General features: G+C 70.6%; 17 protein-coding genes and 4 pseudogenes. 2 read left to right on the top strand and 19 right to left on the bottom strand.

The genetic code is table 11. The features are described 5' to 3' along the window. Positions 1–39 precede the first annotated feature (39 nt). On the top strand, positions 40–309 hold the full coding sequence (locus tag SSBG_RS12510) for a hypothetical protein (protein ID WP_324603509.1): 270 nt from the start codon (positions 40–42) through the stop codon (positions 307–309). Here SSBG_RS12510 and SSBG_RS36130 read toward each other — a convergent pair. Next, the gene (locus SSBG_RS36130) at positions 261–836 is read right to left on the bottom strand and encodes a helix-turn-helix domain-containing protein (protein ID WP_420790271.1); all 576 of its coding nucleotides are present in this window, start codon (positions 834–836) and stop codon (positions 261–263) included. The genes SSBG_RS12510 and SSBG_RS36130 overlap by 49 nt on opposite strands. On the opposite strand from SSBG_RS36130, the pseudogene SSBG_RS31045 reads away from it, so the two are divergent. Continuing rightward, positions 796–1,799: pseudogene (locus SSBG_RS31045) on the top strand (IS5 family transposase). The gene SSBG_RS36130 and the pseudogene SSBG_RS31045 overlap by 41 nt on opposite strands. Positions 1,800–1,900: 101 nt before the next feature. On the opposite strand, the gene SSBG_RS12495 reads toward SSBG_RS31045, so the two are convergent. The 18 genes and pseudogenes from SSBG_RS12495 to SSBG_RS12420 all read right to left on the bottom strand — a co-directional run bounded on the left by SSBG_RS12495 (position 1,901) and on the right by SSBG_RS12420 (position 17,948). Further along, entirely contained in the window at positions 1,901–2,689 is a 789-nt protein-coding gene (locus tag SSBG_RS12495; RefSeq protein ID WP_008746497.1) for a winged helix-turn-helix transcriptional regulator, read from the bottom strand. Next, complete coding sequence (locus tag SSBG_RS12490) at positions 2,686–3,297, bottom strand: hypothetical protein (RefSeq protein ID WP_106429333.1); 612 nt, start codon at positions 3,295–3,297, stop codon at positions 2,686–2,688. Before SSBG_RS12490 ends, SSBG_RS12495 begins: the two co-directional genes overlap by 4 nt. Positions 3,298–3,308: 11 nt before the next feature. After that, complete coding sequence (locus SSBG_RS12485) at positions 3,309–3,773, bottom strand: hypothetical protein (RefSeq protein ID WP_008746495.1); 465 nt, start codon at positions 3,771–3,773, stop codon at positions 3,309–3,311. Next, on the bottom strand, positions 3,770–4,492 hold the full coding sequence (locus SSBG_RS12480; RefSeq protein ID WP_037869614.1) for a hypothetical protein: 723 nt from the start codon (positions 4,490–4,492) through the stop codon (positions 3,770–3,772). The genes SSBG_RS12485 and SSBG_RS12480 overlap by 4 nt, the downstream gene beginning before the upstream one ends. Next, on the bottom strand, positions 4,489–5,028 hold the full coding sequence (locus SSBG_RS12475; protein ID WP_008746493.1) for a DUF4913 domain-containing protein: 540 nt from the start codon (positions 5,026–5,028) through the stop codon (positions 4,489–4,491). The genes SSBG_RS12480 and SSBG_RS12475 overlap by 4 nt, the downstream gene beginning before the upstream one ends. Before the next feature lie 85 nt (positions 5,029–5,113). Further along, complete coding sequence (locus SSBG_RS33675) at positions 5,114–5,431, bottom strand: hypothetical protein (protein ID WP_234010505.1); 318 nt, start codon at positions 5,429–5,431, stop codon at positions 5,114–5,116. A gap of 309 nt (positions 5,432–5,740) precedes the next feature. After that, positions 5,741–5,956, bottom strand: a pseudogene (locus SSBG_RS36125) (C-5 cytosine-specific DNA methylase); the annotation flags it as partial. A 121-nt stretch (positions 5,957–6,077) separates the two neighbouring features. Further along, positions 6,078–6,290: pseudogene (locus SSBG_RS36120) on the bottom strand (hypothetical protein); the annotation flags it as partial. Beyond that, the gene (locus tag SSBG_RS12465) at positions 6,287–7,456 is read right to left on the bottom strand and encodes a DnaB-like helicase N-terminal domain-containing protein (RefSeq protein ID WP_037869612.1); all 1,170 of its coding nucleotides are present in this window, start codon (positions 7,454–7,456) and stop codon (positions 6,287–6,289) included. The gene SSBG_RS12465 and the pseudogene SSBG_RS36120, both read right to left, overlap by 4 nt. 313 nt (positions 7,457–7,769) lie before the next feature. After that, positions 7,770–9,543 (bottom strand): annotated as a pseudogene (locus SSBG_RS12460) (type IV secretory system conjugative DNA transfer family protein). A 124-nt stretch (positions 9,544–9,667) separates the two neighbouring features. Continuing rightward, positions 9,668–10,927, bottom strand: a complete 1,260-nt coding sequence (locus SSBG_RS12455) for an ATP-grasp domain-containing protein (protein WP_037869610.1) — start codon at positions 10,925–10,927, stop codon at positions 9,668–9,670. A 35-nt stretch (positions 10,928–10,962) separates the two neighbouring features. Further along, entirely contained in the window at positions 10,963–12,177 is a 1,215-nt protein-coding gene (locus SSBG_RS12450) for an MFS transporter (protein ID WP_008746489.1), read from the bottom strand. Next, positions 12,165–12,803, bottom strand: a complete 639-nt coding sequence (locus tag SSBG_RS12445; RefSeq protein WP_008746488.1) for a hypothetical protein — start codon at positions 12,801–12,803, stop codon at positions 12,165–12,167. Before SSBG_RS12445 ends, SSBG_RS12450 begins: the two co-directional genes overlap by 13 nt. A gap of 776 nt (positions 12,804–13,579) precedes the next feature. Then, positions 13,580–14,032 carry a hypothetical protein gene (locus tag SSBG_RS12440; RefSeq protein WP_037869606.1) on the bottom strand — a complete coding sequence of 151 codons (453 nt, stop codon included), beginning with the start codon at positions 14,030–14,032 and terminating at the stop codon, positions 13,580–13,582. 53 nt (positions 14,033–14,085) lie between these two features. Then, on the bottom strand, positions 14,086–15,885 hold the full coding sequence (locus tag SSBG_RS12435) for a hypothetical protein (RefSeq protein WP_008746486.1): 1,800 nt from the start codon (positions 15,883–15,885) through the stop codon (positions 14,086–14,088). Beyond that, the gene (locus tag SSBG_RS12430) at positions 15,882–16,982 is read right to left on the bottom strand and encodes an AAA family ATPase (RefSeq protein ID WP_008746485.1); all 1,101 of its coding nucleotides are present in this window, start codon (positions 16,980–16,982) and stop codon (positions 15,882–15,884) included. Before SSBG_RS12430 ends, SSBG_RS12435 begins: the two co-directional genes overlap by 4 nt. A gap of 244 nt (positions 16,983–17,226) precedes the next feature. Continuing rightward, entirely contained in the window at positions 17,227–17,448 is a 222-nt protein-coding gene (locus tag SSBG_RS12425) for a hypothetical protein (protein ID WP_037869602.1), read from the bottom strand. Between the two features lie 32 nt (positions 17,449–17,480). Continuing rightward, positions 17,481–17,948, bottom strand: coding sequence for a hypothetical protein (locus SSBG_RS12420; protein WP_008746483.1), 468 nt, complete (start codon positions 17,946–17,948; stop codon positions 17,481–17,483). Between the last annotated feature and the right edge of the window lie 40 nt (positions 17,949–17,988).

Genomic DNA, 17,988 nt, shown 5'->3' with positions numbered 1-17,988 from the left:
TTATGATCTGAGAAAGTGCGGCCGCAAGTTCTGTGCTACATGTACACCCTGCTCGTTACCGTCGAAGTCGCGCCCGGGTGCGACGAGGGCACCAAAGGAGGCGTGATGGATAAGGGCGTTGGCGCTAAGGATCTGCTGGCTCTGCCCGCCGTGATCAGCATCGAGGAGGCGAACGCTGTCCTTGCGATCGGGCGCTCCACCGGGTATGCCCTCGCGAAGAAGGGGGCATACCCGGTCAGGGTGCTGCGGCTGGGGCGTTCTTACCGGGTTGTCACGGCGGAGCTGATCGAGTTGCTCGGCGTCAACTGAGCTGCCGGCGCGGAGGTTGGCCCGGCGCCGGCAGCGTCCTGTCGATTGCCGCCATGAGCCATGGTGACACCACTGGCTTTCAGGAGGCCCTGGATGGATCCGTAGGAGCGGCCTGTCTCCGTGGCTATGTCGCGGATGGTCATGGTCGGGTAGACGGCGAGCGCTGCTCGGGTGAGGTCGGCGGCTTCCTCTTCTGTCAGCCGCTTGCCCTTCGGGAAGCGGGGCAGCGTCCTCTGCTTCGCTGTCCGTTGCGGCACGATGTTTTCCACTTTCCTCGGATGATCGCGTTGGGGGTTGTCAGTTCGAGACGTTGCTGTGGACGCTCCGCGCCCGCGGTCGCGGAGCGCCGGAGCCCGGTGGTCCGCAGGAGCCGCCGTTTTTCGGGGGCATGAGGAGTTCGAGGCCAGCGCTAGGGAGCGTATCGAGTCGTGATCAATCTGCGGGATGTGCCTTCGTGGCACGGTCTGGTCCGGTAGACCGTCGTACGTGACGCGAGTGCAACTGACCGACCCGGAGTGGGATTTCATTGAGCCGTACCTGCCGATCGGCGAGTACGGCCCGTACCCCGAGCGGCTGCGGCAGCAGTTCGAGGGCGTGATCTGGCGGTTCAAGACGGGCGGGCAGTGGCGGGAGATGCCGGCAGAGTTCGGCGCCTGGTCGACCGTCCACAACCGCTTCCGGCAGTGGCGTGACGCCGGGGTCTTCGAGGCCCTGCTGGAGGGCCTGATCGCGGAAGCCGCGAAGCGCGGTGAGGTGGACCTGTCCCTGGTCAGCATCGACTCCACCACCGCCCGTGCCCACCACGACGCGGCCGGCATGCACCTGGACGAGGAGGTCCTCACCGCTCTGGAGAAGGCTGCCGCCGAGGCGGAGAAGGCCAGGTCGAAGGGGGCGGCTGCGACGAACAAACCGGGCAGGAGGCCGGGAGCGATCCCGGGCGGGAAGAACGACGGCGCGTCCGGCGCCGACGCAAACTTCGGCTGAAGGCCGCCCTGCTCGGACGCTCCAGGGGCGGGCAGACCAGCAAGATCTATGTCGCCGGCGACCGGAGGTGCCGCCCGCTGGCGTTCATCCTGACCGAGGGGCAGGCCGCCGACAGTCCGCAGTTCATCCCAGTGCTGGGGAAGGTACGGGTCCGCGGGCTCGTCGGCCGTCCCCGCACCCGGCCGGACGCGGTCGCCGCAGACAAGGCGTACTCGTCCCGCGGCAACCGTGCCCACCTGCGCAAACGCCGTATCAAAGCGGTCATCCCGGAGAAGAAGGACCAGGCCGCCAACCGGAACAAGAAGGGCTCCCACGGCGGCCGGCCCGTCAGCCACAACGCAGACCTCTACAAGGAGCGGAACACCGTCGAGCGTCTGATCAACAAGCTCAAGGCATGGCGAGGCATCGCCACGCGCTACGACAAGACCCCCGACAGCTACCTCGCCGGACTCTACCTACGCGCCTCGATGATCTGGATCAAGGACCTCACACGAGCAGCCTCTTGATCACAACCGAATACGCTCCCTAGCGATGCTGCTTGGACGAACGGGGCGATCCGGCCGGAACGGACCTCGTACTCCGTCCACGGCTCGTTCCCAAGGTGCGGTCATCGGCGTGTCGGGGCACCGGCAGGTGGACTGGGCAGTGACCAGGGGGTGACATGTTCGACGTGGCTGAACTCCGGTACTGCGGGCGGAACTCGCACGGCATTCTCGCGTCGTGGTGCGTCGGGTGCAGGTGCCTTCCGGGAGAGGGGGCGATGCGGGGCCGCTGCCATCCGGTCGTGAGGTTTCGGCCGGTTCCACGAGGTGATCTGGTCGAGCAATCCAGGGGCGTCCACCCCGGCACGGGTGACGAAGAGGTTGCCTCGGGCGCGAAGACCTCCGTTGTCTTCCACGAGGATTCCACTCGCGCAGAGCCGGACGACTCCGTACTGGGCGCTCACGTAGGGCAGATCAAGTGCGTGCGCGAGCTGAGCGATGGTCGCACCCGGGTTCGAGGTGAGGTGGTACAGGAAGGGCGCCAGGTGCTTGTACGCAAGGTGGTGGAGAGCGTCCTCGACGCGTTCGGCTTCCGGTGCGGGAGGGGCGAGCAGGTCGTGCTGGCGCGACCAGTCCCCGAGTGCGGTGTGGACGTCGCGAAGGCTGGCCCCCAGGGGGGTGAGGGCCACGGGCTTGCGCGGCGCCGCGGATTCGATGAGTCCGTCGGCGGCCATGCGTGTCAGCCGCTTGGCGAGGACGCCGTTTGGGACGAAGGGCAGGTTCTTTGCCAGGGCGCCCGGCTGGAGGGGGCCGTGGTGCTCCAGGGTCTGCACAACCCAGGTCGTCCACCGGGGGGCGATCTTGATGATTGCCTGTCCGGCGTCGGTCACGTGCTTCGTCGTCTGGGGGCTCATACGGTCTCCGTTCGGGAAAGCAGTGCGCGGACGAGGTGGGGCAGAGATTCGGGGCCGCCGGGCGCGAGGTTCTCCGGGCTGTGGAGTGTCTCGGCGTCCTCCCGTAGTCCGGCGGCGATCTCTTCGCACTCGGTGTCCAGCCGGGCCCCGGCCTCAAGGGCTGAGGTGAGTGCACCGGCGTAGCGATTGGGCGCGATGTCGCACAGGGCGGCGGCTGCCCGGACGGAGGCGAGCGGGAGCGTGGGGGGCGCGGTGGCGGTCGACGCCGGGAGGGGAGGGGAGTCGGGGGAGCCCTCGGGCAAACCGGTGTTGTCGCAGATCGTTTCGACGGCGTGGATCAGGGTGGTGAGGGATTCGGTGTACCAGCCGAGGGCCGAGGCGAGGCTGGACAGGGCGAAGAGGTCCGCGAGGGAACGACCCGGGGCGTCGATGAGGGCGTCGAGCCGCTCGGACAGGTGCGCTGCCACCTGCGGGCCGGCCGCCAGGGGGCCGAGGACGGGGTGGAGGTAGGAGCGCGTGGGCGGGGTCGGGTAGGGGGCCGTGAGACTTGAGGCCACCTGGTCGGCGGCCTCAGCCAGAAGGTCGGCCAGATTCACGGTGGTTGGCACGGTTCCTCGTTTCAGCGGTTGCGTGCGGGGGCGGCGGCGGGGTGCAGCTCGGTGCGCGGCGAGGCAGCGGCTTGGCGGCCGTTGCGCGCGCGCAGGGCGTGGGGGGAGCGAGCCCGCGCCGCGGCGAGCTGCTCCGGGGAGGGGGTGTCTCGGTCGTTGATCCGGCCGAGGCGGAGCTGGGCGTCGCGGTAGACGGTGTAGCCCCTGCGGGGACCCGCCGCGATCAGGAACACCTCCTGGTCGTGGTGAAGGTCGTAGCGGGTGTCCCGGTACTCGACGACGAGCCGCCACCGCGCCTCGGGGTCGAGCACCACCTTGTGGGCACCGTCGAGCGCGCCTCGCAGCGGCTGGGCTGTGCCGTCGCCGTGGACGAGGCGCTGCAGCTCCAGAAGGGCGCGATTGCGGATCCCTTCCGGCAGCCTGCGCAAGTCGAGCAGCGCGTCGGGGTGCGCGGCGAATCCGTACCGCGCCGTCACAGCGACCGCCCCCGCTCGGGCGCACAGAGCGGCGCGGGAATCTCGCCGTACGCCGGGACGCTTGAGGAGTACGAGGAGCGGCTGCGGGCTGCTCGGACCCGCAGGTCCGGCGAAGGCGGGGGCGGGAGGGGGGTACGCCGGTCGCCGCGGAGCCAGGCTCGTGCGGTGGTCGTGGACGCGAACGCGCCCTCCTTGAGGGAGTAGGTGTCGGCTCGTGCCGTCTCCAGGAAGACTCGAAGGGGGCGCGTGCGGGCGGTCTTGTCGATGCCCATGACCCAGGACTCGTCCTGCCCGTGCCATTGGTCGAGGATCCGCAGACGGCTCCGGCGCAGCCGGTTCTCGGCGATGACCGTGAAGGGGTCGCCTGGCCGGGGCAGTCCGTCGGCGAGCCGGACGGCAGCGGCGCCGGGGCAGCCGTGTTCGATGAGCCATGCCTGTGCGAGAGGAGCGAGGGTGTGCCGCTGGTGCTCCATGCGGAACAGGCCGGCCTCGGGCGCCCGCTCGACCCGGGCGGAGAGCAAGGGCGGTTGGCCGGCGACGGCCCACCCGGCTGAGGTGTCGTGGAGCAAGTACCACGACGTCGTGCCGGTATCGGTGGTGTTCTCGTGGTGCTCCGTGAGCGGTTCGAGGTCTGTCTCCAGAGGGGCCTTGATGGAGAAGAGCGTTGCCCCTTCGTCGGGGACGAGGCCCTCCAGGCGGAAAGAGAAGTCGGTCTTCACGCGTCCGCCAGGTCGGCCGGGGACGGGAGGAGACGGTGGGCTGGACGGGCGGCGTTGGTGGTGCACGCCGCGAACGGTCCTTCCGGGGAACGAAGTTGCGCCATGACGTGGTCAAGGTGGTCGCGGTGCCAGACGGCCGGCCCCGTCAGGCCCGCCTCAACGTCGGTGAGCGACTGCCAGGCCAGCCACAGCCCGTGGAGCCGGGCAACCGCCTCGGGGTGCTCGCGCCAGTCGGGGCACCACGGTCGCGCGGCGCTGATCTCCCTGCCGTACACGGGAAGCAGGAGGTACTCGACCCAGGCGGTGAGCCCCTCCAGCTCTCGCGCGTACTCCTCGCCGCCGAGTGCGAGGATGAAGAAGGACTCGCCCCCCTCCTCGCCTTCCACAAGCGGCTCCAGGGCGGGGACTGCCCCGTCGGCGCCACCCGAGACCCGTTCGATCTTCCGCTGGAGCGCGGAACGGACGTCCGCCAGCTCGTCGTCGTCCAGACGCACCTCGTCCGGGATCGGATCAGGTTCGACGTTCTCCTCGGTCAAAATCTCCTCCTACGGCTCGGGTGGGCACAGGGTCCGCAGAAACCGCGGTTTGGCCATGCCGTGGGGGAGGAGGTAGAGACGGTCGCTAACGCACCGCGTGCTCGCCGTGCGGGCACGCGAACTCCGGTACGAGGAGGCGCAGAGCCTCCTGGGCCTGCTGCGGGACGACGCCGTTGCCCAGCAGCGTGAGGGCGGCCGGACGGCCGAGCCCCGGTGTGTGCGTGACCCAGCCCGCCGGGAGGCCCTGCATCCACTCCACGAACTCGGGCCGCAGGCGGCCCTCGACGGTGGGCGCGGGCGCGGGACGGGTCAGCCCCTCCCATCGGGCGATGGCGGCGGCGTACGGGCCCCACTGCCGCTCTGGCCCGGGTGGGGGGACGGAGCCGAGATGCTGGTGCTGCACGGAGGGTTCCAGTCGCTCGGCGTTGAGCTGAGCGCGGCTACCGCGCCGGGCAGGGCGGGGTCGCCCCGTCCGTATGCCTGCCGGGGCGAGCCCTTCGGGCCGTCGCTGGCCTTCGGCGTCGGGAGAAGGTGCTCGACCTCGTCCTGGAGGTTCGGTCCGTGGCCCCCGGCTCGACGGCGATCGGGGTGCTGACTCCCCCCGTTCGAGCCGAGATTGCTCGTCGGCGTCTTGAAGAGAGGGGCTGGGCCGGGCGACGAGGAAGACGCGCTCACGCCGGTGCGGGGCACCGATCGCGGAAGCGGGTAGCACGAGCCATCGAGCGTCATACCGGAGGTCGGCCAAGGAGCCGAGTACGGCGCCGAGTGCCCGCAGACCAGGATCTGCCTGGTCTCCCATGCACCACGGGCAGGGTTCCACGTCGCGAGAGGGGGCGGCGGGGGAGGTGAGTAGTCCTCGGACGTTTTCGATCACCACCAGGCAGGGGCGGAGGGCCTTGATGGCGCGCGCGACGTGCAGCCACAGGCCCGAGCGGGTGGACGGGGCGAGACCGGTACGCGGACCGGCGACCGAGACGTCTTTGGCAGGGGAAACCCGCCGTCAGCACGCACACGGGTCGAACGTCGGGCCACGGCACGGTGCGGATGTCGCCCGCGTTGGGCACCCCGGGCCAGTGCCGCTCCAGGACGCGCGAGGCCGCGGGATCGGTCTCGCAGTGCCAGACGACCTGGCCGTCGAAGAAGTGCTCCACGGCCAGGTCCAGGCCCCCGTAGCCGGAGCAGAGGCTGCCGACCGGGCGCGCGCTGGTCGTCGAGTCTTGTGGGGCCAGTTCGAATGCCGGTTCGCGTAGGGGCGAGGTCATCGCGCGTGTCCCTCCTTCGAGCGCGCTGAGGGGTGTGAGGAGGGCTTGGCTGCGGCGCTCGTTGCAGCGGGGCGACTGCGGGCGCGCGCGAGGCCGGGCTGGGCTACCTCGCGGATCCGCTCTTCCCGCGTCCGGCCGACGGCGGGAGGAAGTCCCGTACGTGCCTGCTCCAGCCGGTTGCGGGGAGAGGAGATCGTTTCGAGAGCCAAGCGCCCGTGGTGCACGAGCCGGGCGGGGGAGTACCGGACATCACCGGCCATGCTCTGCACGCGGTCGGCGGCGAGATCGATGGCCCGGAGCAGGCCGGAGGCGAGAACGCGCTCGCCGAGCCAGTCGAGCGAACCCGCCGCCGGTCCCCGGCTGACGGCGTCGAGGCGGCGGCGGTTCTCGGGCGACAGCAAGTCGCGCCGACGGGCCTCCCACGTCAACGTCAGGGTGTCGACGGGCTCTCCACGGTGTGCGAGAGCGCGTGCGCAGGCGAACAGATCCCCGTACGCGGCGAAGTCGCCGGGTTCGAGCCAGGAGATCGCCTCCAGCCCAGAGGCCCTTCCCCGTTCGAGTGCGGCGAGAAGGTCACGTTCGTGCTCGACGGGGAGGTTGAGCGGCGAGTGCACCGCGTCGTTGAAGGCCGGCGCGTGCCCCCTGGCCCGGGGAGGTGCGCCCCACCGCCGTCCCACGGCGTCGAGGTGCTCGGCGAGGGCGTCGACGCGATGAAGAGCAGTGCTCAGTGCTGTGTCCAGGCCGGAGCGGTGCACCTCCCGCGCGGCTTGTCGTGTGGCCGTGGCGTGGCGCAATACAGAGCGGTGGAGCGAGCCTTCGAGGACCATGCGCCCGTAGACCGGAGCGTGGTCGACGTACGGGCAGGAAGCGATCAGGTCGTGGAGGTACGGAGCCGAGAGCCCGCGCACGCGCCGCTGAGCCTCGCCGAGGATCGCCTGCGGCCAGGCGAGGGTGACCGGCTCGGCCTGCGCCTCGGTTGGCTTCGCGGGGGCCATGGCTTGGGCGGCGGCGAACAAGGCGGTGTGGTGGGGGGAGTGGAAGTCGTCGGGATGCAGCCAGGAGAGACGGTCGAGTTGGGAGGGTGAGAGCAGGACGGCCCCGAGCAGGGCCTGCTCGGCGCGCAGCAGCGGGTCGACCCACGGCCTCTCGGGCGTCGGCGCGTTCATCGGCGATGCCGGTTCGAAGACGGCGAATCGGGGTGGCAGGCGGCGTCGCCTGCGCTGGGCCTGTGAGCGTCGGCTCGCGTTCCCTTTGACCGAGGTGCCGGATACGCGGCAGCAGAGGGTACGTCCGACTGGAGGCCGCCGTGCGCGGCGATGAAGGGGAGAAGGTGTGGGTGGCGCCAGTGGTGTCGGGGGGTCTCCGCGATGACCACGCACGCGGGGCTTGTGGTGTGCCGGGTGAGGCACCGCGGGGCGGTGATCGCCGTCATGCGGGCGTGCCACTTCGGCGGGGCCGGCCAGGTCGGGGGTGGTGTGGTCATGAGCACGCTCCGAAGTCGTCCTGGGTGAGCTTGGCGAGGGCCCGGTCAGTGATGGATGCGGTGGCGGCGTCCGAGGCGGGCCCGAGGGTCTTGGCCGAGGGCTCCGCGTACCAGGGCTTGAGATCGATGAGCGCGATGCGCGTACCGGTGGCCAGAACCAGCGCCTTGCCTTTGGGGAGGGCGCGGATCTGGTCCGGGGGGAGGATGCGCTCGGTGCGCATGCTCACCGAGGTCGACGTGCCGCTCTCGGAGCGCGAGACGGAGGTCGTCTGCACTTCGTGCTCGCCGATGGCCCGCGAGAGCTGGTCCGCGAAGTCGATGTCGTCGATGCCGGAGCCGACCAGCTTGATCGTCGCGGCCGACCAGAGGGCGTCCATACCGTTGTCGCCCCACACGCGTTTCCCCTGCTTGTAGCTCTGCAAGATCGTGATGGGGAGTACGCCTCGGCTGCCCAAGTGCGAGTAGAGATCGGGGAGATCGCTGATGCGGCAGACGTTCGCGGCTTCGTCGAGTACGCACAGGGCGGGCGGGTCGAGCCTGCCTCCGCTGCGCTCGGCGACGGCGACGGCCGCGCGCATCACCGAGTCGGCGGCGGCGGCGATGATCGCCGCCGCGCTCCCGCCCCCGTCCTTGGAGAGCAGGAAGAGGGTGTCCCGGGACTGGGCGAAGTCGAACGGTCGGAACTCGGGCAGTTTTGCCGAGCGGGTCACCCACGCGGCGATCTCCGGTTCGAGGAGGCAGCTCGCGTACTGGCGGGACGTCTCGTAGATCCCGTCCCGGGTCTCGACGGCACCGGAGACGGTCCCCTGGAGCTGAGCGGCCACGGCGTGGTGGCCGGCGTCGGCCAGCAGGTCGACGGGGGTGCGGTCCGAGGGCGAGGCGAGCCAGGCGAGGACATCGGTCACAGGCCGTCCGGCGGAGGCGCCGGCGAGGAAGAGCGCCGCCAAGGTGTTGCTCGCGGCGGTCGACCAGAAGTCGTTGCTGTTGTTCTCGTCCACCGACGCGGCCACGAAGTGCCCTGCCAAGCGCTTCGCGCCCGCCAGGTCATGAGCGGAATCGAGGATGTCCCACCACATCCGCCGGGGGTAGTGCGCGATCTGCTGGGGATCGAGCGTCCACACGGTCCCCACCGCAGCGCGCGCGTCGAACGTCGTGGTGAAGGCATCGCCGCCCGCCTTGTTCGAGGTGAGGACCACCGGCCCGGGGGCATCCAGAATCGCGGGGATCGCCAAGCCCGTCGTCTTGCCGGAGCGTGGCGCCATGATCGCGACGATCACGTCCTCCCAGCTCGCCCGCAGTTCGGTGCGGCCCAGGACTCCGAGACGGACACCCCGGTCCGCAGCGGGTACCTCTTTTCCAGCTCCGGTCCTTCAGGCTCGGGCGGAGCGAGATGGCCCGCTGTGCGATCGCCTTGCCCGTGAGGGCGGCCACGTCCTTGCGCGTGGCCATCCCCTGGCGGCGACCGGAGGTGAAGCGCGCCCAGAGGAGGGCGGCGAGCCCGGCGAGAGCGGCGGTGAGAACGGCGGGCACGATCCGGGCGCCGACCAGGAGCGCGAGCGGAGGCACGCGTGGCCAGAGGGCGGCAGGGTGGAGCGCGGCCTCCACGGGGGCGAAGGGCGACCAACCGCGCTGTCCGAGCGCGAGGTTGACGGCGTTCCCCACGAGGTAGGCGAAGGTGCCGTATGTGAGGCCGGCGCCGACGGCGCCGAGCAGCGCGACAAGAGCCGCGTCGGTGCCGGTGGCGGAGGTGGGCGGGCGAGTGGTGCGCAAACGTTTCTCCAGGTGGGCTGGCGACGGGGGCGTGCTGCCTGCTGCGGTCCGCACATCACAGGTCCCATAGCGGTACGAGGGTTGAGGGTGGGCCCGGATCGGCGCCCGCGCGGGACCGGCTCTTCTACTGCGCGGGCTCGGGTTCGACGTGGAGCACGAGCGCGGCTTCTGCCGCGTCCCGTGCGGTGACGGCGTCGGTGAGAGTGGGCCCCGAGGTGATGAGGTAGCCGATGCGCGCCTCGTCGAGGGAACCGTTCGGGGGGAGCGCGACCCGGTCTCCGGCGTCGCGCAGCCAGCCCCACTCGCCAAGGCGTCCCGCACCGCTGCCCGTGGGACGAAGGGCGTTGAGACGCCGCTCGGTGAGGGTGCCGGAGGTCTTGGGGTAGAGGAGGCGTACGGCCGCCGCACCGTGGCGGGTCGGCATGAGGTCAGGCGTCATGTCCGCCGCCACGGAGGCGGCAATGCCCGGGAGGTCAAGGCCGGTCGCCCGGCACACCAGGCGTCCGATCCAGTCGCCGCCGATACGTGCGTTCACCTCGATGATGCGCGGCCCGTTCTTCGTGACGCGCATCTCGACGTGCGAGATCCCGTCCGTCACGCCGAGCGCCGCGAGGGCCTGCCGGGCGACGGGGGAGACGAGGGGAAGCAGCGGGTCGTCGCGCTCCACGGTATGGCCGACCTCTTCGAAGAAGGGCGCGAAGGCGACCTCCTTGCGAGTGACGGCGAGAGCCACGGTCTCGCCCGCGAAGGTCATGCACTCCACGGAGATCTCCGGCCCGTCCAGGTACTCCTCGACGAGAACGCCGTGCCCTTCGGGGCCCTGCTCCCCGGCGCCCGCATTCGCGAACTCCCATGCCTCGGCGAGCGCTTCGGACCGGGCGGCCTTGATCACGCCGATGCTTGCGGCGTGGGAGGCCGGCTTCAAGACGACGGGGTAGCCGATGGTGGCGGCGGCCTGGGCCGCCTCGTGCGCCGACTGGACACGTATCGACCGGGCCGAGGGCACTCCGGCCTCGGCGAGCAGGCGGCGGGTGGTTCCCTTGTCCCGGCAGGCGAGCATCGCCTCGACGGAGTTGCCGCGCAGCCCGAGGCGTTCGGTGAGGGTGGCGGCGGGGACGAGAGCGTATTCGTCCCACGTCAGCACACCACCGATCTCATGACGTGCGGCGATGGCCAGACCGGCGGCGACCACGGCGTCGGCATCGCGCGGGTCGGCGATCTCGTGGTCGACGACGAGGTCGCCGACCAACCCGGCAGGAGGCGCGGCGTCGATGACGACGAGTTCATGCTCGGCGGCGGCCGACTCCCAGCAGTAGCCACGGTATGTCTCATCCGTCCCGCCCACGATCACGAGGACGGGCAGAGCGGAGGAAGAGAAGGGCATGGTGATACTCCAAGTTCCTTTTGGGTGTGGGTATTTCAGAGCGCGGCGGTGGTACGGGCGTCGTTCGTACGTAGTTGCCACAGCGCGCCCCCGAGCACGAGGCCCTGGACGAGAGAGCAGACGGTCACCACGGTCCCCAGGTGGGAGGACGGGACCGCTCCGACGACGAGGCCGGCCACGGGGAGGGGCACGAGGACGCAGATGATCGACGCGGAGAGGGTCGACGCGAAACCCGAGGCCGGGATGAGCCGAGCGCGAAGGGTCCGGAGCACCACCGTCAGGCCGCCCTCGGCGGCCATCATCACCGCCACCGCCCCCGCGTAGGACGCGAAGTCCGGGGCCACGGCGACGGCGAAGCACCCGGTGGTGCAGAGCCCGGCCGAGGCAGCTCCCACAGGCCAGATCCCCCAGCGGGTGATGAGCCTCTGAGCAGCCCAGACGACGCCGAGCGAGCCGAGGGCCGCCAGCGTCCACACGAGACCGAGGTGCGCGGCCGACCCGTCGAAGCGCTCGACGACCACGATCGGCGCGGCGGCCTGCACGAGCCCGGTCGCGGCATTCGAGGCCGCCAGGCCCCCGACGAGCCACAGCAAAGCGGGTATCGAGCACAAGGTCCGCCAGCCGTTTCGCAACCCGCCTCCGGCGCGATGAGGCGCGGTCAATGCTCCCGTCTGCTTCGGCGTGAGGCAGCTCGTCGCGAGTGCAAGAGCGGTGACGCTCAGGAGCAGGGGCACCGGTCCCGCGAGGAGGAGCAGTCCACCGAGAGCGGGCCCCGCCAGACCTGCCCCCATGTCGATCCCGGTGAGGCCCGCCTGCACCCGGTGTGGGACGGACGCGTGGCGCGCCGCCTCCGCGCCGAGCGCTTCCGAGGCCACGAACCCGATCTCCGCGAGTAATCCGCTGAGCGCGCCGAGGACGAGCACCGTCGCCGTACGGCCTCGGTCTTCGTGCACACCGAGGAGGACGGCCGCAGCGGCGCACAAGCAACCGGCCCGCACCAGGTTCCCCCAGCGAAGAATCCGCGCGGGGCCGTACCGGTCCGCGAGGCCGCCTGCAATTCCGAAGGCCCCGATCCGGGGCGTCCACTCCACGGCGAAGACGAGCCCGGTGAGCGCGGGCGAGCCCGTCGTGAGCAGGACCAGCAGCGGGATCGCGTAGGTGATGAGCGCACTCGCCAGGGCGTCCGACCCCCGCACCGCGTACAGCCTCGGACGGGAAAGGGAGGTGAGAGCGACGGTCACCGCACACATCCGCCTCGTCCAGCCGCAGGAGGCGGGATCGGGGGAAGAGCGGGTTCGCCTGCACCACGTCCGCTGTTCTGCACCTGCGAAGCACGGACTGCCACGTCCCGGGCCGGGGCGAGGGAGGCGGTTTCGGCAGGCACGCTCTTGAGGTCCTCCGAGACGGACCAGAGGAGATCGGCCGCACCCTCAAGGCGATCCGGCAACTCGTACGCCTCGGGGGCAAGATCCTTCACCTGCTCGGCCGCCGCCTGCACCGCCTCCTGCACGCGCACCAGCGCACCGTGTTCGGGGTCGAGGAGCTGGCGGAGGTGATCGCCGAGGGCGACGCCCCCTTCGGCGCCCCGTACGGCATCCGACAGGTCCCGGATGCGGTCCCCGAGCGGGTGGAGACGCTCACCGAGGCCGGGAGAGAACCGGACCTCGTAGCGGGCCGCAGTAAGCATGTCCACGGCGTGAGCGGTGGTCGAGTCCCGGAGGGACGGCTCCATCTGGGCCGCCAGCCGGTGCCGAAGGCCGTGCCAGTCCGCGTGGCGCCTGAACCCCGCGCGCTCCAGCAGCTGATGGGCCAGGCCGTCGCCGCCGAGGGCGACAACGGCTCCGGTCGGCTGTTGAGTGATCGTGATCGACAACATGAACTCCCACCGCGGCACCACGAAGGCCCTATGCCTGAAGCCGCGCTGGGGAGAGGATCTGTGTAAAGCGCGGTTTGGCCATGCCGAGGAAGTCTGGTAGACGCCCCAACAGCTGGTCTGTACGGCGGCGGTACCACATATTTCGGCGGCCGTGAAGATGGGGGTGTAGGAAGTAGTGAGCGAGTTTTGGGATGCGGCGAGCGCGGTCGCGACTGCTGGTGCCACGTTGGTCGCCCTTGGGCTTGGCGTTTTCGAGGTGCGAGCACGCCGAAAGGACAGCGACGACAGAGCGGCGGCGCAGGCGCGTTTGGTTATATCGAGTGTCAGCGGAAATCGCGGGATTGTGAGGAATCATAGTTCCGATCCCCTGCTCGAACTGAGAATCATTCGGGTAGACGCAACGTATGGTGGACGCGAGCGCGGTGCTGCTGTGCGGTGGTCGGACGAAGACGAACGGGTCTTTTACGATGTGCCTGCTGGCGGGGAACGGCAACTGACGCTTATCGAACAGTCCTGGGGCCCCGTATACGGTCAGGAGGGCTGGGAAATCGGAACAGATGAGGGAATCGCCCCTGCCGGTGCTGCCGATATCCGACTCACTGTCCAGTTCATGGATGTAGCAGGACTCTGGTGGGAGCGGGTCGGGCGCAGGACACCCACCCGAATATTCGGGGAACCCGCTATGCCGGAGCCGAATCCCGAATAGTCGGCGCTTCATAAAAAGCTGGTTGCGGACCGCTGTGTGTCTTCCTGGGTGGGCCGTTCGAGAGCCGGATTCAGGGTGCGCACGTTGCCGCTTCCAGCAGCTCCGGAAGGTCGGAGGGGTCAGCCTTGCGCTGGTCGAGCCACCAGCCCGCGCAGTCCACGCTTCGTGCGGCTTCCTCGACGGTCTCCCACTCGGCCTCCGTCGTGTCTCTCTCCATCACGAGGGCGGTGTACGCGTCGGAGAGGAGCTGGTGGCGGCAACGGGTAGCCCACGGGACCATTCGTTCCGTGCCATGGAGAACGGGCATCTGGTGAAGTTTCGCCCACTCCTCGATGGCCTTCTCTTCGGCCGCGCGTTCCTTTGAACGTTCGGCGGCGCGCGCGGTTTTCCAGCAGGTGGTGCAGGGTTGTGTCCCGAGCCACTCGGCGAAGCCGGCCCGGCGATCGGCGGGCCGGGTAGTGAGGTCTCGTGCTTCCGTGTGGCCGCAGGCGTGCTCGATTGTCCATTCCGTGGGGATCGCCACGTTTGTTCCTGCTTTCTGTCCTTTGGGCGTAATCAGCGTGGTTGTGTGGCGGCTCAACGTGTCTTGCGGATGGCGTCTGTGGCTGCCTTGGCGATGGCGGCGGGAGCGCTGGAGGGCTGGGGCAGGTGGAGGAGGGTAGTCCCCGGGAGGTGCTGGGACTCCGAGGTGAGGGTGAGTTGGAGTACGGCGCAGCCGGCGGTCGTGAGCTGCTTGACGCGGGTGACGGCCTGCGCCGTTTCGTCGATGCCGTACCGGGCGTCGGTGACGATCACGAGGAGCCGGCCCGCACCCGGGCGGCTGAGGTCGAGGCCGTGGTCGAGTGCGTCGATGGCGTCGCCGAGGTTGTGGGCGGCGCCGTTGGCATTGAACGTGGTCACGCGCTCGGGCGCGCGGTTGCTGGGGCGGGTCAGTGCGGTCAGGTGCATGTCGTAGGCGATGGTGGCGGTACGGGAGTCGGGGTCGGTCAGGGCCGCTGCGCGGGCCACGATCCAGGCGGCGGATGCGACGGGCGCGCAGGCAGCACTCATCGAACCGGAGACATCGACGGCGATGCCCACGCGCAGTGGTGGGGTGGGGGAGTTACGGCGGCGGGTGTGGGTGAAGGGCTCCGCGGTGGGGACCGATCCGGCCGCGCGCTGTGCGTCGCGGGCGAGGGCACGGCCCATGTTGAGGCGGCCGGGAGGGGTGGGGCTGGTGGTCCGTTCCTCGGTGCGCTCGCGGTAGGCGGCGGCGCGTAGGGCGCGGCTCAGGCGCGCGGCGGCACTCTGCTCGGTGGCGGTGGGCTTGCGGGTGCCGGTGACCGGGTTGCCGCGGGGCGCCGGTGTGCCGTCGGGGGTGACGGTGGTGCCATGGGGATTGAAGACGCTCTTGGCGGTAGCGGCCTTACGCCGCTGGTTGGCGGCCCGCTGGGCGCGGTCCTGGGCCTGCGCCTTGGACCGCGCGGCGACGGCGACGTCCGCTGCGACCTGTGCCGCGAGGTCGGCGGCGTCGGTCGCGGCCATGCTGTCCATGACGGACTCCACGGCGCCGGACAGCAGATCGCTGAGGTTCCCCGGCACGGGCAGGGCGGGGGCCGCGCTGTCCAGAGCGTCGCACCAGTCTTGGGCGTGCGCGAGCATGGTCGTGGCGTCGTGGTCGGCGCACTGGTGGGCGGCGGTCCAGATGCGGGTGAGGGTGCCCAGCAGGTCTGCGCCCAGGACCTTTTCGCAGAGGTCGGCGACGGCCCGGGTCTCGCCCGCGTCCAGGATGCCGACGTCGCGGCGGCCGAGGATCAGGGCCGCCACGGTGGCGGCGTGATCGATGCCCTGGAAAGCGGGGTGGGCGATGTCGGGCATGACGAGGGTCCGGGCACTGGTGCGCAGGTACGGGCGGTCGGTGGGCCGCGTGACCAGGTGTGCGCCTTCGACGCGGCTCTCTTCCAGCAGGAGCGCGGCCTCGACGACACGGGGGTTCGCTCCGGCGGGTTCCGTCCAGACGGAGTGGGCCGCGTGTGCGGCCTCGTGGACGAACACCCCCCACGCGCCGGGATACCGCGCCTCATCGCCCACGATCCGTGGATGGATCTCGTGGGGCTGGAGGGGGGCGAACAGCCGGGCGTCGAACTCGACCTCCCCCAGCGTGGGGAAGTAAGCGGCGGGTGCGCCGCTGCGGGTGCCGGGCCGACAGGTGACGAGGAGGTCCTGGCGGCCGGCGAGGTCGACGAGGCGGTCGCCGAGTTCGGCTCCCACGCGCAGCCACGCGGTCGGGGAGGAGCGGGGCTGTGCGGGCGGGGCGCCGTCGTCGGCCCAGCGTGCGAGGTCGGTCTCGTCGTCGGGCGTGGTGGTGGTGGGCTGGACGTGGTGGTGGGCGCTCATCGCGCGTGTCCCCGGTTCGCGGAGCCGGCGCTCGGGGGCTGCCGGGCGGCCGAGGCGGGGAGCTGCTTGCCGAGGGTGAGGGGCTTGACGTGCTTGATCCCTGCGGCCTTGGTGACGGCGTCGGCGACAGCGTCGCGATCCTCCAGCGGAGCGATGCCGATCAGATTTGCGAGCGCGGCCTTGGTGCCGAGGACGGCCTCGGTCTTCTGGTAGCTGAGCAGCTCCCGCAGTTGGGGCGCCCAGCCCAGTTCGCCGAGGTCGACCTGGCGGGCGAGGTGCCGGGCGACCCGGACGACCCGGGCATCGATCCGCAGCGCCAGCGCGAGGTCGTAGTCCGTGCCGACCTGGATCTGCACGCTGAAACGACTCGACAACGCCTCCGTCAGCACTGCCCCGTGGACGCCGGGATTGTGGCCCGCGACCACGTAAAAGCCGCTCTCGGCCTTGATGGTCTCGCCCTTGTGCGCCTTGACCTGGATCTGCCTGCGCCCGTCCATCGCGGGATACAGCGCCGCCAAGACCTTCGGCGCGATCAGGCTGGCGTCGTCGATCAGCAGGGCGCGGCCCTCGGTCATCGCGGTGACCACCGGGCCGTACTGGAACACGTAGGCCCCCGCGTCGTCCTGCGTGTACTCGCCGATCAGGTCGCCGACCGTGGTGTCGCCGTCCCCGGCGACGGTGAGCAGGTCCGGGAAAGCGGCCTCCACCAACGACGTCTTACCGGTGCCCGGAGGGCCGTAGAGCAGCACCGGCACGTCGGCGTCGCGCAAGCGGTTCAGCGCCTCGACGTCGGGCAGATCGGCCAGCTCCCGGGGGTGGTAGAGCTGGCCCCCCGCGCGACGGATCGGGCCGGTCTGCCTGGGCGTGGTTGCTGCGGGAATGGTCGTGCGGGCCGTCGCCGCCTGGGCGCGGGGAGAGTGGGTGCCCGGTGGGCTGATCACAGCGGCTCGACCGGCTGCGGCGGTCTTCGCGTTCGCGCGGAACGTGGGCTGTCCGGTTCCGGTTCCGTTTCCGTCTTGATCGGCCTCGCCGCGTCGCACCAGGGTGAGGGCGGCGTTGCGGACGGCACCGTGGGAGTGCCCCAGTTGCCTGGCCATGTCACCGATGGTGAGCGCATCCGCAGGCCGGTCGGCCAGCAACCGGGCAACCTTGGCCCGTAGTTCGCCAGCCCTCGTGCGTGCTGGACTGGTGGGCGGTCCGGGTGTGGTCAAAGCGGGAACCCTTCAGCGGATGGGGAAACGACCCGAGTTGGCGATGTGCTGCAAGGTGGGCCGGTCTCGAAGCGGGTCAGGGACTGTGCCGACGTCGCCGACCGGCCCGGCCGGGCCGTGGCGTCGGCGCTCACCAGATGACCGAGGGATCGGTCCACATGCACGGGGTGGTCGGCGACGAGCAGTTCGCCAGCCGCCGAGCAGGGCCGGGCGTCCGCTCCGTACCGGGCTTGGTCGCTTCGCAGGCGCAGTCGGGCGTCTCGTCGAAGCCGGACTCGAGCAGGATCCTCCGGGCGGCGGCGTTGTAGCTGGTCGTGGTGATCTCGCCGGTGAGGGCGTGCCGGATCGTCATGAACGACTCTGGCGCTTCGGACAAGGGATCTCCTACCGGTGGTGACGAGGATGAGGTGGGGTGGTGGGCGAAGGCGACGCGGGCGACGAGATGCTGATGTTCGGTTCGGCTACTGCGGGTGTGGGATTGCGCCGGGGGGCGGGAGCGGTCTGCACAGCCGCGACTGCGGCGTGGGGCCCCACGCGAGACGCGAGCGGAGCGGCGTTGCGGGCCTCGGTGCGACTGTGGAAGACGGCCTGGGCAAGGCCGGGGTCGGCTGCGACGATCCGCCCCTTGTTCTGCAGGGCCCGGATGGAGCCCGAGACGACGGTCAGGGCCGAGGCCCGGTCCAGTCGTCCCGGCAGCGTGAAGATGTCCAGTTCTTCGTGGTGAATCCAGCCGCGAGCGGTGAGAGCGTGGTCGCCTCGGTCGGGCCCGTCGGGGGTGCTGGCGGTGGCGGCGACGATGCCGAGTTCGGGGTGCTCGGCGAAGACGACGTCGGGATCGGGGAGAGAGGTCATGGAAGCGTCTTCCTCTCGGTGATGGCGAGAACGCTGTGCG

Source organism: Streptomyces sp. SPB074 (assembly GCF_000154905.1).
Taxonomy (GTDB): domain Bacteria; phylum Actinomycetota; class Actinomycetes; order Streptomycetales; family Streptomycetaceae; genus Streptomyces.
The sequence above is the reverse complement of the archived record's forward strand: the minus strand, read 5'-3'. Positions and strand labels throughout refer to the sequence as shown.